12 protein-coding genes are annotated in these 13542 nt (G+C 42.0%); 10 read left to right on the top strand and 2 right to left on the bottom strand.

What is annotated here, in order from left to right; all coding sequences use genetic code 11:
* Window positions 1–50: 50 nt before the first annotated feature.
* Together AC1D0K_RS19005 and AC1D0K_RS19000 are read right to left on the bottom strand one after the other, a co-directional pair.
* Entirely contained in the window at window positions 51–3896 is a 3846-nt protein-coding gene (locus AC1D0K_RS19005; RefSeq protein ID WP_477392134.1) for a 1-acyl-sn-glycerol-3-phosphate acyltransferase, read from the bottom strand.
* A gap of 12 nt (window positions 3897–3908) precedes the next feature.
* Window positions 3909–5099: a DUF2062 domain-containing protein gene (locus AC1D0K_RS19000; RefSeq protein WP_477392133.1), complete on the bottom strand. Its 1191-nt coding sequence runs from the start codon at window positions 5097–5099 to the stop codon at window positions 3909–3911.
* Window positions 5100–5442: 343 nt separating this feature from the next.
* Between AC1D0K_RS19000 and flxA the strand changes: the two genes are divergently transcribed.
* From flxA to lolB2, 10 genes are all read left to right on the top strand, one after another.
* Window positions 5443–7011, top strand: coding sequence for a flexirubin biosynthesis tyrosine ammonia-lyase FlxA (gene flxA, locus AC1D0K_RS18995; protein WP_295720541.1), 1569 nt, complete (start codon window positions 5443–5445; stop codon window positions 7009–7011).
* 43 nt (window positions 7012–7054) lie between these two features.
* Complete coding sequence (gene flxB, locus AC1D0K_RS18990) at window positions 7055–7783, top strand: flexirubin biosynthesis SDR family reductase FlxB (RefSeq protein WP_477392132.1); 729 nt, start codon at window positions 7055–7057, stop codon at window positions 7781–7783.
* 103 nt (window positions 7784–7886) lie between these two features.
* Window positions 7887–9104, top strand: coding sequence for a beta-ketoacyl-[acyl-carrier-protein] synthase family protein (locus AC1D0K_RS18985; RefSeq protein WP_295720544.1), 1218 nt, complete (start codon window positions 7887–7889; stop codon window positions 9102–9104).
* Between the two features lie 13 nt (window positions 9105–9117).
* Complete coding sequence (locus AC1D0K_RS18980; protein WP_477392130.1) at window positions 9118–9375, top strand: phosphopantetheine-binding protein; 258 nt, start codon at window positions 9118–9120, stop codon at window positions 9373–9375.
* A 45-nt stretch (window positions 9376–9420) separates the two neighbouring features.
* Window positions 9421–9843, top strand: a complete 423-nt coding sequence (locus tag AC1D0K_RS18975; protein WP_477392129.1) for a hotdog family protein — start codon at window positions 9421–9423, stop codon at window positions 9841–9843.
* Between the two features lie 52 nt (window positions 9844–9895).
* A complete protein-coding gene (locus AC1D0K_RS18970) occupies window positions 9896–10321 on the top strand; it encodes an acyl-CoA thioesterase (protein WP_477392128.1) in 426 nt (141 codons plus the stop codon).
* A 127-nt stretch (window positions 10322–10448) separates the two neighbouring features.
* A complete protein-coding gene (locus AC1D0K_RS18965) occupies window positions 10449–11699 on the top strand; it encodes an NAD(P)/FAD-dependent oxidoreductase (protein ID WP_295720551.1) in 1251 nt (416 codons plus the stop codon).
* A 6-nt stretch (window positions 11700–11705) separates the two neighbouring features.
* Complete coding sequence (locus tag AC1D0K_RS18960) at window positions 11706–11963, top strand: phosphopantetheine-binding protein (RefSeq protein WP_295720553.1); 258 nt, start codon at window positions 11706–11708, stop codon at window positions 11961–11963.
* A gap of 261 nt (window positions 11964–12224) precedes the next feature.
* A complete protein-coding gene (gene lolA2, locus AC1D0K_RS18955; RefSeq protein WP_295720555.1) occupies window positions 12225–12866 on the top strand; it encodes a flexirubin biosynthesis/transport protein LolA2 in 642 nt (213 codons plus the stop codon).
* Window positions 12829–13461, top strand: a complete 633-nt coding sequence (gene lolB2 / locus AC1D0K_RS18950; protein ID WP_477392127.1) for a flexirubin biosynthesis protein LolB2 — start codon at window positions 12829–12831, stop codon at window positions 13459–13461. Before lolA2 ends, lolB2 begins: the two co-directional genes overlap by 38 nt.
* Window positions 13462–13542 lie beyond the last annotated feature (81 nt).

Raw genomic sequence — 13542 nt, 5'->3', positions numbered from 1 at the left:
TTTCGCTATCCCGGCCCGCCCCCTCTCAAGAGGGGATTGTAAACCCGCCATTATTTTTTTATTACAAAAGTAATATTTGAAGTGTACTTTGTTTCATCAATTATATGGCAGTCCATATTATTGGCAGCCGCAATGTCCTCAACCAGTCGCGCTGATAAAAACGACAAGCCCTTGCTTGCCTTATTGAATTTTACAAACCTGGTCGAAAAAAACTCCGTAAGCTCGGTACCCCGGTGCTTTTTTTTCAGGTCTTTATTGCCATCACGAATAATAATCATCCCGCCGGCATTCAGGCTGTTGATGCAGCGCTGTACAATCAGTTTTTGCTCATCGGGCTGCATATAATGCAGCATATCGGCAATAATAATGGCATCGTATTTTTCAAACTCAAAGTTGAGCACGTCCGCATGTTCAAAATTGATCAGCGCGTCTTTGTTAAAGTTATTGCTGGCTAACTCTATTTTATCCTCATCATAATCTATCCCGGTAAACACACGTTGCGGGGCAGCAAAGTGTAACATATAAGGCATAAAACCATAGCCGCAGCCAATATCAAGCATTTTACCTTTTATAGGCAGCAGGTTATGAAATTGCTGGTAGTTTTTTTCTAAACTTACCTTAACTCGCATATACCACTCCAAAACCGGGCCCTTATAAAGGTAATTATATATCAGCTGCTCGCGGTAATAGCGCGGTTGCTGCACATCTGCGCACAGTTGTTTGTATTCGGCCTTGAAATATTTACTGATAGCTTTGGTGCGTTCATAATAACCTGTTCCAAAAGCACTGTCGCCCGGTTTTATACGGGGCAGGTATTTGAGGGTGATCTTGCCGTTCTTTAAAAGAAAATCGCCCTTGGTCATGCAATAGCCGGTGCCGTGGACGAGTATCGGCTGAATATCCATATCCAATTGTTCGGCCAGGTAAAACGCCCCTTTGTGAAAGCGTTTAATATCCCCGTCAACAGAGCGGGTGCCTTCGGGGAAGATCACGATGGAGTAACCTTGCTTTACCCTGCCGGCCAGCAGATCGATATTAGCTTCGGTGCCCTGGGCTACCGGGAAATAATCGGCCATGCGCACCACCGCCCCAAATACAGGCGAGTTCCATACCCAGTTATTGGTGAACAGGATGAGCTTTGGATTAAGCATCACCAATATCAAAATATCCAAAAACGACTGGTGGTTGGCAATAATTACCGATGGCTTATCAAAATCGCCAAGTTGCTTATCAATGATCTCCTTTTTCACGTTCCCCATGATATAGATCATTGACCAGGAGAACCGGGCGAGGATGGCATGATAAACCAGCTTCCCTTTTTCCTTGCTGAACGGATTCAGCCTGAATAAAAAGCCTAACGCCGATAGGATTAAACAGCCCGTTACAAAATAACTGAACGCGAAAACACTGATCACAAAGCCGCTGATGGTCCAGGGGAATTGCTTTTTCTGTGTGCGGTTTTTAATGAGGATATTAAACAGGAAAGGGATCAGTATCTGCGACATGATGACCACGCAACAGATCCCGATGATCGAAATAAAAGCTATCGACCGCAAAGCAGGGTGTTTGGCAAATATCAATACTCCCAAACCCGTAATGGTAGTTATGGCCGATAAAAAGATGGATGATTTATAAGATGATAATACCTTTTTGCCTGTTTTGTATTCCTGCAGCAGGCCATCCATAATGTACAGGCTATAATCATCACCCAAACCAAATATCAGGGCCGATATAATGATGTTCACTATATTAAAGCCAATACCGAAAATTCCCATCAGCCCTAAGATCCAGATCCATGAAATAGCCATCGGGATAAAGGAAACCAGCGCCAATTCCATACGGCCGTAAGTTAGCAGCAACACCACAAATACTAACAGGGATGACATGACCGCTATTTTGGTAAAATCGGCATTAATGATCTCTACCAGTTTATTGGTGAGGTATTGTTTATCTATAACGGTAACATTAGGGTCGTTTTCAAAGGCTTTGTAAATGGCGGCCTTTTTATCAGCCGATGTTTGTACCAGTGTTACTACGGTAGAGTGACTGGGATACTCGTTAATAAAATTATCAAGAAAACTCTTCCTGATGCCGGCTACATCACCTTCATTTATGTGCGAAAAATCTTTGTTGAGCAGCGTTTTAAATTTATCAAAGGCCGCAGCGCTAAAACCTTGTTGTTGGCCTTCTTTATCCAGGGTGGCAAATAGTTGCTGTTTCCTCTCGGGAGTCCAGTAAGTATTCCAGCGGGCTATTCTTTCTTTTTGAAGGGAATCGGAGAGGATGAAAGACGATACATCCGAAGATTTTTTTACGATGCCCTGCGCCTTTAGCTTTTCAATTTGGGCCGCCAGCTTTTCGTTATTCACCAAAGCCCCGTCCAACGTTTTTCCTTCGGATACCAGGTATACAGATTGCAGCGCATACTGATTGATCTTGTTGAGCTTGGCTTGCGATTGCTGCAGCTGCAAAGGCATGTAATTCATTTTGGCTACATCAAACTCAAAGGTTACATCATTGGCCTTGTAAAAAAACACACCGGTAAGCAGTATGATACCGGTAACAATGAACTTATTATACTCAGGATTAAAGGAGGCCAGCTTATCTATCCATGAAAGCAGAATCACCTGGTGGTTTTCCTGCTCTTTTTTGGTCGATATAAACTGCGGCAAAAATACCAGCGAGCAAATGGAGGCGCCTATCAAACTAAAAGCGGCAAAAAGGCCCAGGTCTTTCAGCATTTCCGATTCTACAAACTCCAGGCACAGGAAACCACCAATGGTTGTAAAGCTGCCAACGGTAAGGGGCATTACCAGATCTTTAAGCACCTGCTCCACACTTTTGGTATGCCGGTAATGGTTAAATACATGCAGCGAATAATTGATAGCGATACCCAGCACCACCGAACCCGTACCCAAAGCGATAACCGAGATGCTGCCCTTTAAAAAGTAAATAGCCGTTAATGAAAACAGTGAACCAAACAGCACCGGGATTAAAATAATTATGGGTGCCCGCTTTTTTCTAAAATACAAACCTAAAAACAAAATAAGGGCCAGCACGGTGATGCCCTGCGTAAGTGCGGTATCTTTCCGTAGTTGTAAAGCGTTGCCATAATATACTGCCGCCGAGCCAAAATAGGTGGCCGTAACAATTCTTTTAGGCTTATTGCTTAAGCTATCTATCAGCTGGTTTAAGCCTTTTATTAAAACGCCGTTCTTCCCCGTATTATTTGGCGGGTAGGCCGGGGTGATAAACATGAGCAGGGTTTGATGATCTTTGGTGACCACATAGTTATCATACAGTTCAAAATTTTTATCGTACTGTAATTGTTGTAACTTTTTTAGTCCGATGAAGGAGATACCCACGGGATCATTACTGATGATGCTTTTTAGGGCTATGCCTGCTGGCGATGCAAGTGTGCGGTAATCATATTGAAGTGTTTGTTTTACCTTTGCCGGGGTAATAAGGGTATCAATGGTTTGGTAATCCTTCTCCGTTAAATAAACAGGCAGCCTTTGGGTAATGGCGCCAAACAGCTTCATCACCACATCATCATCAACCTTAAAATTGGCTTTGCCTATGTAGGGTTTAAATTGGGGTTCAGCGGTAGCCGCAAATTCATCGGCAAAGGCTACAAGGCTATCCGGGTTTGCAGTAGCCGTGCTGTCTTTTAGCGATACCATGATCACCAGCTTATCCAAAAATTTGGAGTTCTGGAAAACCTCGTTCAGTTTGTTGATCTTTTTATCCTTCGGGATAACCTTGCTGATATCTTCCTCAAACTTTACCTGCGAAGCAAAATACCCCATGAACAAAAAGCATGTGGCAAATACAGCATAAAAAACAGCCCTGTTCCTGGCAAAATAATGGTATATGAGAATAAGGCCTTTTTCCATTTAATGGCTTACTTATATGGCAGCAGGAGCCTTTTTCAATAATTTAAGCAAGGCATACGTTATAAGCCCAACTGTGACAGATGCAACAAAGGCCAGTGTAAGACTGCCATAAATATATTGCTCCATGTGCTCGCCAATGGTTTTGAAAGATATTTTTGAGCTGAATGCCATGTTGGTCACTTTATCGCCCATCCAATACTCGCCGGCTTTATAGCTTAAAAATATAACCACAGGAATCATAGGCGGAATACTGATGTGTGCCGAGAATACCACCAGCGCCTTATTGAGTTTAAATATGATAGATAAAAATATGGCTACCGCGAGTTGAAAACCCCAGATAGGTACTATCCCCATAAAAATACCCAGGGCAATGGATAAGGCCTTTACCTCGTCGGTATCGTTGGGGTTATACAGGGTGGCAATTATCTTTTTACGTCCTTTTTTTTTTGATAAATCGAGAAAAAAATTGCGCGGTTTGATCCAAACAAAGGCAATAACCACCAGGAAGGCATTCAATACGCCCACTCTTGAAAAATCGGTAAAGGGCCGAAAGTGTGATACCCTTGTTTCTTTGGGTGCATAATAAACGCTTACCGGTACCGAATCCATGTGCACACCGCGCCAGGATGCCCTAACGATCACCTCAATTTCAAATTCATATTTGCGGGTATAAAACTTCATTCCCTCTAACAGGTATAGCGGATAAAGCCGGAAGCCCGATTGTGTATCAGGGCAATGAATGCCTGTTTCCACCCAAAACCAAAAATTGGAGAATTTATGCCCGAAACTACTTTTACCCGGCACCGCCGCCTGATCCATATTGCGGGAGCCTATGATGATGGCATCCTGAACCTGTTCAAGCCTATTTAAAAAAGCGGGAATATCTTTAGCAAAATGCTGCCCATCGGAATCAATAGTGATGGCGTATTTGTAGCCTTTTTGCATGGCATAGGCAAATGCCTGGCGTAATCCCCAACCTTTACCTACATTATTAGGGTAACTAATAAGCTGTACATGAGGAAATGTTTTTACAATAGCTTCGGTATCATCGGTTGAGCCATCATTAACAACAATGATCTGGCTGCTGTATGCAGATACATCGGCAATTACACCACCCAAAGTAAGGTGATTGTTATAGGTGGGAATAATAACACATACCTGCAGTTCATCAAACCGCTTACTTACTAAACCCTCAAATTCCATTAATTACCCTTGATATATAATAAATTGAAAACAACATTTTTCTACATAACAAAATTAGCGTTAATGATGATATAGAGGCTAAATAGTTTTAAATTAATAATGGGGGACGTTACTTACAGCAATTCCACCTGCACGTGTAACGTTTTCAATATTTATCTCGTCTGCGTATTTACATTTAATAATATACAAAATCGCTAAACATTTATGGTGCTAATTACAGCCAAACCTTTATCAACAAAGACGGCGAAAAATATCATATCTGAAATATTTATCCTATTTTCGGACGTTTTTTGTGTGAATTTTTTTGAAGTTTTACATTTTTCATTTTAATAATATTTAGTTCATGATACATATAGGGGGGCGGTACATTACTGCTGATGATTTTTCCAAAATCCTGTTTGATGATGAGGAAATTGGATTAGATACATCGGCTGTAAAGAATGTGGAGGTTAACTACCAGTTTTTGCAGGGCTTTTCATCAAATAAACTCATATACGGTATTAATACCGGTTTTGGCCCAATGGCGCAATACAAGGTTAGCGAAGAAAACCTGTTGCAATTGCAGTATAACCTTATCCGCAGCCATGCTTCGGGCGGTGGTAATTTAATGCAGCCCTTACTGGTAAAAGCATTAATGATTGCCAGGTTAAACAGCTTTATGCAGGCCCGCTCCGGTGTTCATACCGATCTTCCGGAACTGCTTGTTGAATTAATAAATAAAGGCGTAGCGCCCAATGTTTATGAACATGGGGGTGTAGGTGCATCCGGCGACTTGGTACAGTTAGCTCATTTGGCGCTGGTATTAATTGGCGAAGGAGAATCAAGCTACAATGGCGAGCAGCACTCTACCGAAGAGCTGTTTAAAGAAATTGGAATAACACCTCTATCTATCAAGATACGGGAAGGATTGGCCATCATCAATGGCACATCGGCCATGACCGGTATTGGCATGGTAAACATCATCCAGGCTAAAAAACTGCTGGAATGGTCTATCGTGCTATCATCCATGATCAACGAAGTGGTGCAGGCTTTTGATGATCATTACTCCTACGAGCTGAACATCGTGAAACACCACAAAGGGCAAAACGAGGTGGCCGCCATTATGCGCGATGTATTAACCGGCAGTAAAATGATCCGCGACCGCTCTGAGCATTTGTACAATCCCGACAACCTTAACCAGGAAGTATTTTTAGATAAAGTACAGGAATACTATTCCCTTCGTTGCGTAACACAGGTATTGGGACCTATTTATGATACCATTTTTGAGGTTGAAAGGGTAGTGACCGATGAGTTGAACTCCGTGAATGACAACCCGGTAATTGACCACGATAGCAAGAACATTTTTCACGGTGGCAATTTCCATGGCGACTACGTGTCACTGGCGATGGATAAGCTCAAGATAGCTATTACCAAATTGTGCATGTTATCTGAAAGACAATTGAACTACCTGCTGAATGAAAAATTGAACCAAAAATTCCCGCCCTTTGTTAACCTGGGCGTTTTAGGCTTTAATTTTGGCATGCAGGGTATGCAGTTTACGGCTACATCAACCACTGCCGAAAACCAAACACTCTCATATCCCATGTACCTGCACAGCATTCCCAACAATAATGATAACCAGGATATTGTAAGCATGGGCTGTAATGCCGCGCTAATGACCAAACGGGTTATCGATAACACATTTGAGGTGCTGGCTATACAAATGATGGCTATTTTACAGGCTATTGATCACCTGGATTGCAGCGAAAAACTATCGCCAACAACCCATACTGTTTACACCGACCTACGGGCCATATTCCCTAAGTTTGTGGAAGACAAGCCTAAATACAAGGATATGGTAAACGTAAAGCAGTATTTTGAAAAGGCAGAGCATGTGCACCTGATAAAAAATAGAAGCTCACATATTTTATAACAACAAGGCAAATATTTCAGTAAAACAATTTAAAGATCAGCAAATGAAGTGTGCATTAGTAACCGGCGGATCAAGAGGAATAGGCAGGGCCGTTTGTTATAAATTGGCTTTAATGGGCTACTACGTACTGGTAAATTATAAAAGCAACGAAACCGAAGCGCTACATACTTTATCAACCATAAAAGAAAACGGGGGCGATGGCGAGATCATCCGGTTTGATGTGGCCGAAAAGGATGATATCAGGGCGGTATTGGGTACCTGGATTGAAACAAATACCGAAAAATATATTGAGGTGCTGGTAAATAACGCGGGCATTAAGGATGATACCTTAATGATGTGGATGAAGGATGAGCAGTGGGACAGCGTTTTAAAAACCAGCCTGGATGGTTTCTTTTACGTTACACAAATGGTTTTAAATGGCATGCTGGTTAAAAAGTATGGCCGCATTATCAACGTGGTATCACTCTCTGGCTTAAAAGGTTTACCGGGCCAGGTAAATTACTCGGCTGCTAAAGCTGGTGTAATTGGCGCAACCAAGGCCTTGGCGCAGGAGATAGCCCGTCGCGGGATTACAGTAAATGCCGTGGCACCAGGGTTTATTAAAACCGATATGACCGAAGGCCTTGATGAAAAAGAACTAAAATCAATGATCCCTATAAAGCGGTTTGGAACCGCTGAAGAAGTTGCCCACGCGGTAGGCTTTTTGGCTTCGCCGGAGGCATCATATATTACAGCCGAGGTACTTTCAGTTAACGGAGGCTTGTATTCTTAATTAATCATTTGTTCACAAAAGCATCATTTTAATATTTTAGTGATTAAGTATTTTTATTTAGTTTTAAAGGTATTTGTAAATTGATTAAGCCGGTTTTAGTGTTATGAACAGAGTTGTGATTACGGGGATGGGTATTTACTCCTGTATAGGGAAAAATCTTAACGATGTTAGGGATTCGCTATTCCAGGGTAAATCAGGAATAATGCTTGATACTATGCGCAAAGAATTTGGTTACCGATCTGGTTTAACCGGCTTTGTGGACAGACCCAATTTAAAAGAAAAACTCGACAGAAGATCACGTATCATGCTGCCCGAACAGGGAGAATATGCCTACATGGCCACTATTGAAGCCCTGGAACAAGCAGGTATTGATATGGATTACCTCGATCAAAACGAAATAGGCATTCTATATGGCAACGATAGTTCTGCCAAACCAGTGATTGATTGTACCGATATCATCCGTTTAAAAAAAGATACCATGCTGGTAGGGTCGGGCGCGGTTTTCCAAACCATGAACTCCACCGTGAGCATGAACCTGGCCACCATTTTCAAACTTAAAGGTATCAACCTTACCGTAAGCGCGGCCTGTGCAAGCGGATCGCATGCCATTGGCCTGGGCTATCACCTTATCAAAAGCGGATTGCAGGAAGGTATCATCTGCGGCGGGGCCCAGGAGCTTAACCATTTTTCGATGGGGAGCTTTGATGCGCTTTCGGCCTTTTCAATTTTAGAAGCAACGCCAACAAAAGCGTCCCGCCCGTTTGACCGCAGCAGGGATGGCCTTGTACCAAGCGGGGGCGCGGCAACAGTAATACTGGAGAGCCTGGAATCGGCGCAACGCCGGGGCGCAAATATATTAGGCGAAGTTATTGGCTACGGCTTTTCATCAAACGGAGGCCATATCTCTAACCCAACGGTTGGTGGCCCGGTACGCTCCTTGGCTATGGCCCTAAGGGATGCCGGTATGGGCGCTGCCGATATTGATTATATCAATGCGCATGCAACCTCAACCCCGGCCGGCGATGCCAGCGAGGCAAAAGCCATTCATGAAGTTTTTGGATCAAGCAAACCGCTGGTGAGCTCAACCAAATCAATGACCGGGCATGAGTGCTGGATGGCCGGCGCAAGCGAAATCGTGTACTCTATGCTGATGATGCAAAATTCATTCATCGCACCAAACATTAACTTTGAAACCCCAGACGAGGATTCAATTAAGTTAAACATAGCAACAACCACCATCGAGAAAGATTTTAACGTGTTTTTGTCAAACTCTTTTGGTTTTGGAGGTACAAATTCGTCCCTGATTATTAAAAAATACTGATTAACCTAACCTTATGCAATTTTTAGAGATCGTAGAAAAAACAAATGCTTTTTTAGCAGAGGAGTTTGAGATCGACATAGAAAAGATCACTCCTGAAGCAAACCTTAAGGATACCCTTGAGCTGGATAGCCTGGATTATATAGACCTTGTGGTGGTAATTGAAAGCAATTTCAACTTTAAGGTACAGCCCGAAGATTTTGTGGGCATTGTTAACTTCCAGGATTTTTACGAGTACGTAGATACCAAAGTAAACGCTAAAGAGCTGGCGTAAACGCCATCACTATTGAGGTAATTAAAGAATTTACGCCCTGCTCCTATGTTTGTACAGCCATCAAATACACCGGATCTTATCCCACAAAAATTCCCATTCGTGATGATTGATCATTTGATCTACAGCGATGAGACAAGCAGCCGTACCCAATTTTGTGTAAAAGCCGACAATATTTTGGTTGAGGATGGTGAATTTAGCGCAGGTGGCCTGGTTGAAAACATAGCACAAACTGCCGCGGCAAGGGCCGGCTATGTTGCCCAAAACGGAGAAAAACCCGATGCCATTGGCTATATAGGGGCAATTAAAAACCTTGAAGTATTCTCGTTGCCTAAAATAAATGATATCTTAGAAACAGAAATTATCATTGATAATCAAATATTTGATGTTACGCTGATATCCGGAAAGGTAAAATGCGGAGATGAATTACTGGCGCAATGCCAAATGAAAGTGTTTATAATTAAACCATAATCTTAATTAACAATACCTGCAAAAACAGGTTTCGATCACAAAAAAACAGAAATTGCAAAAAACACTGAAACATGTCACCGAGATAAGTGTAAAGTTTAGCGAAGTAGACTCGCTGGGCATTGTGTGGCATGGGCACTATGTGCGTTATTTTGAGGATGGCCGGGAAGCTTTTGGAAAAGCCTTCGGAATGGATTACCTCACCGTGTACAACAACCAATATGTTACACCAATTGTAAAGATTGATTGTAATTATAAACAAGTTTTGCGCTATGGCGATAGTGTAATTATTGAAACGGAATATGTACCCAGCGAAGCCGCGCGCCTGAATTTTAACTATCGCCTGTTAAACGCAGTTACCGGCGAGGTTGTGGTAACAGGCTCAACCGTGCAGGTATTTTTAAACCGGGATAGTTTTGTGCTTCAATTAACAAATCCTCCATTTTTTGAGGAGTGGAAAAAGAAACATTCGCTGGCCTGATGAGTATGATTTTCTTTAGAACATTTTACCAATTTGATACTTTTATAAACAACATAAACGCTAAAGGCTTTAATTAATAAACCCGCGGCAATACTAACAATAAACAAACGCTAAAGAATTTAAATAGATGAATACGGAAAAAGTTGATGTGTTGGTAATTGGCGCTGGTCCGGCGGGTACTGTGGCCGCTTCTATCGTGAATAAAGCCGGTTTTAAAGTTAAAATTGTTGAAAAGCAAAAATTTCCCCGCTTTGTAATAGGCGAAAGCCTGTTGCCCCGTTGCATGGAAGCATTAACCGAAGCCGGTTTTGTTGAAGCTGTGGAAGCGAAGGGTTTCCAGAAAAAATTTGGAGCAAAGTTTGTAAAGAATGGCGTAATCTGCGACTATTATTTTTCGGACCAGTTTACTGATGGCTGGAACTGGACCTGGCAGGCACCCCGTGCCGAATTTGATAAAACCCTGGCCGATACGGTTGAAGCCATGGGTGTACCGGTTCATTATGAAACCACCGTTACCGGTATTACATTTAACGGATCAGACTCTGTTACAACTGTTGAAGACATTGACGGCAATCAAACGCAGATAGAGGCCCGTTTTATTATTGATGGCAGCGGCTACGGCCGTGTGATCCCCAGGTTGTTCAACCTGGATAAACCATCCAACATGTCTGAGCGGAAAGCTTTGTTTGCGCATACCAACGATGTCAAACGCCATTTAGGCGATGAGCCAAACCGCATAACGATAGTTGTACATAAACCCGGTGTTTGGGTATGGGTCATTCCTTTTTCAAACGGAGTTACTTCATTGGGTTTTGTAGGCAACCCGGAGTTTTTTAACCAATACGAGGGCAATAACGATGAAGAAAAGCTGCGAAGCCTCATCGCGTCTGAGCCCTATTTAAGTGAAAGGTTTGAAGATGTTGAATTTGTTTTCGACCCTAAAATATTACAGGCCTGGAGCAGTACTACCGATACCTTTCATGGTGAAGGCTTTGTACTTACTGGCAATGTTACCGAGTTTTTAGATCCCATATTTTCATCGGGAGTAACGCTGGCTACTGTATCCAGTCAAAATGCTGCACATTTAGTTATCCGCACCCTAAACGGCGAAACGGTTAACTGGGAAAAGGAATATACTGAAAAGGTAATGCAGGGAGTGGATGTTTTTCGCTCCTATGTGAATGCCTGGTATGATGGTACGTTGGATACCATCTTTTTTGCCGGATCATTTGTGCCCGAAATAAAAAATATGATTTGCTCTGTTCTGGCCGGATACGTTTGGGATTTAGATAACCCATATGTTAAAAACCATAACAAAGCGTTAAATAAATTAGCAAGAATTATTCAGCTAAGTGATCGGATAGATCAAAATGTATAAAATAAAATGGACAAATTAATTAATGATCTAAAAGTACAGATCATAGACCAATTGAACTTACAGGACCTTAAACCAACAGACATTGGCGATGATGAATCGTTATTTGCAGATGGCTTAGGCCTCGACTCTATAGATGTTTTGGAGCTCATCGTTTTAATGCAAACTAACTATAAAATTAAGCTTTCAAAAGCCGAAGATGGCCCAAAAGTATTCCAGTCGGTACGTACTATGGCTGAGTATATTACAGAAAATCAGGCCGCTTAGGTGAGGGGGCAATGTGAGAACGATTAAAGCACGGCAACGTTAAAAAGGGCATCAAAAAAATTCGTCATTGCGAGGCACGAAGCAATCTCCGTGCTGTACAGGGCCAACAGAAAGGCAAAGCATACATCCTTGTTCTGCTTGTGTAGAGATTGCTTCGTACCTCGCAATGACGGTAAGGTTTTAATTGGTAAACCGCGCTATTCCTCTTCAAACCTTTTGGCGCAATCAATGTCTATTTGGTAATATAAATTCGATTTAATTGTGAAAATCAATAAAGTACTCCTAACGCTTTTCATACTTTCTGCTGCTTTTACATCAAGGGCGCAGCATGCCGGCTATACCCAGCTTACCGATCTATCGAAATTTAAAGAACAGTTTACCGCTACGGCTCAAAAAACAAACAGCATTAAAAGTGACTTTGTGCAGGAGAAAAACCTGAGCATGTTAGCCGAAAAGATCACATCAAAAGGGAAGTTCTGGTTTAAAAAAGACAATATGGTGCGGATGGAATATACCCAGCCCTCCAAATACCTGATGATCATCAACAAGGATAATATCCTGGTGAAAGATGAGCAAAAGGAGAATAAGATCAACACCCGGTCGAACAAGCTTTTTCAGCAGATCAATAAAATAATTGTTGATTGCGTGCAGGGTTCTATCCTTAGCAACCCCGATTTTAAGGTTAAGGTATTTGAAAATAAAAGCAATTACCTGGTGGAGCTTTCACCATTATCAAAAGGGATCAAAGACTTTTTTAAAAGCATCAATATCTCTGTTGATAAAAAAGATAATTCGGTAAGTAATATCGATATGCAGGAGCCATCGGGCGATAATACCACCATTCATTTTATAAATAAAGAGATAAATGCCAGCCTCCCGGATGCGCTTTTTGCTGCTAAGTAGCTGCCTGCTCTTGTTGGCCGGCTGCTCATCGGTTTATAAAAACCTACAGCCTGCAACAGGCAATTTTAACCACATCTACAAATTCAGACCGCAATTTTCTGTTGTGCTTTATAATGCCGAGATCAACGTTACCAGCCATCATTTAAGCGGCTTGTTATTAATGAAGATAATGCCCGATAGCAGTACCCGTATTGTGTTTTCCAGCGAGATGGGTGTTAAGTTTTTTGACTTTGCTTTTTTAAAAGATGGCAGCTTTAAGGTGTATTACATTATCCCCCAAATGAATAAAGGACCTGTGATAAAAACCCTGATGAAGGATTTCGATCTGGTACTCATGCGCCAGCAGGGCAGTCATGAGCATTATATACTGAAGGATAGTGCGCACCTATATTATGTATTACCCCAGCAAAAGGGCGCCAACTACTACATCACCAACATGGCCGGCGACTCCCTGCTACGGATGGAAAAATCATCAAAAAGAAAACCCATGGCTGTGGCAACCATGATGAACTATAAAAATGGCCTGCCTGATACCATCGGTATTGATCACAAAAACTTTAAATTTACCATCGGTTTAAAAAAGATAGAACGATAGCTGAAGGCCAAAGGCTGAAAGCTGAAAGCGCAAAGCTTTAGTAAAAAACAGTATTGACAATTAAGAAGCTCGAAGTTGAGA

The sequence above is a fragment of the Mucilaginibacter sp. P1_A3 genome (assembly GCF_056406855.1).
The sequence above is the reverse complement of the archived record's forward strand: the minus strand, read 5'-3'. Positions and strand labels throughout refer to the sequence as shown.

Bases quoted from the DNA above. Each gene is read 5' to 3' on its own strand.
- AC1D0K_RS19005 (WP_477392134.1), bottom strand. From the start codon at position 3,896: ATGGAAAAAGGCCTTATTCTCATATACCATTATTTTGCCAGGAACAGG.
- AC1D0K_RS19000 (WP_477392133.1), bottom strand. From the start codon at position 5,099: ATGGAATTTGAGGGTTTAGTAAGTAAGCGGTTTGATGAACTGCAGGTA.
- flxA (WP_295720541.1), top strand. From the start codon at position 5,443: ATGATACATATAGGGGGGCGGTACATTACTGCTGATGATTTTTCCAAA.
- flxB (WP_477392132.1), top strand. From the start codon at position 7,055: ATGAAGTGTGCATTAGTAACCGGCGGATCAAGAGGAATAGGCAGGGCC.
- AC1D0K_RS18985 (WP_295720544.1), top strand. From the start codon at position 7,887: ATGAACAGAGTTGTGATTACGGGGATGGGTATTTACTCCTGTATAGGG.
- AC1D0K_RS18980 (WP_477392130.1), top strand. From the start codon at position 9,118: ATGCAATTTTTAGAGATCGTAGAAAAAACAAATGCTTTTTTAGCAGAG.
- AC1D0K_RS18975 (WP_477392129.1), top strand. From the start codon at position 9,421: ATGTTTGTACAGCCATCAAATACACCGGATCTTATCCCACAAAAATTC.
- AC1D0K_RS18965 (WP_295720551.1), top strand. From the start codon at position 10,449: ATGAATACGGAAAAAGTTGATGTGTTGGTAATTGGCGCTGGTCCGGCG.
- AC1D0K_RS18960 (WP_295720553.1), top strand. From the start codon at position 11,706: ATGGACAAATTAATTAATGATCTAAAAGTACAGATCATAGACCAATTG.
- lolB2 (WP_477392127.1), top strand. From the start codon at position 12,829: ATGCCAGCCTCCCGGATGCGCTTTTTGCTGCTAAGTAGCTGCCTGCTC.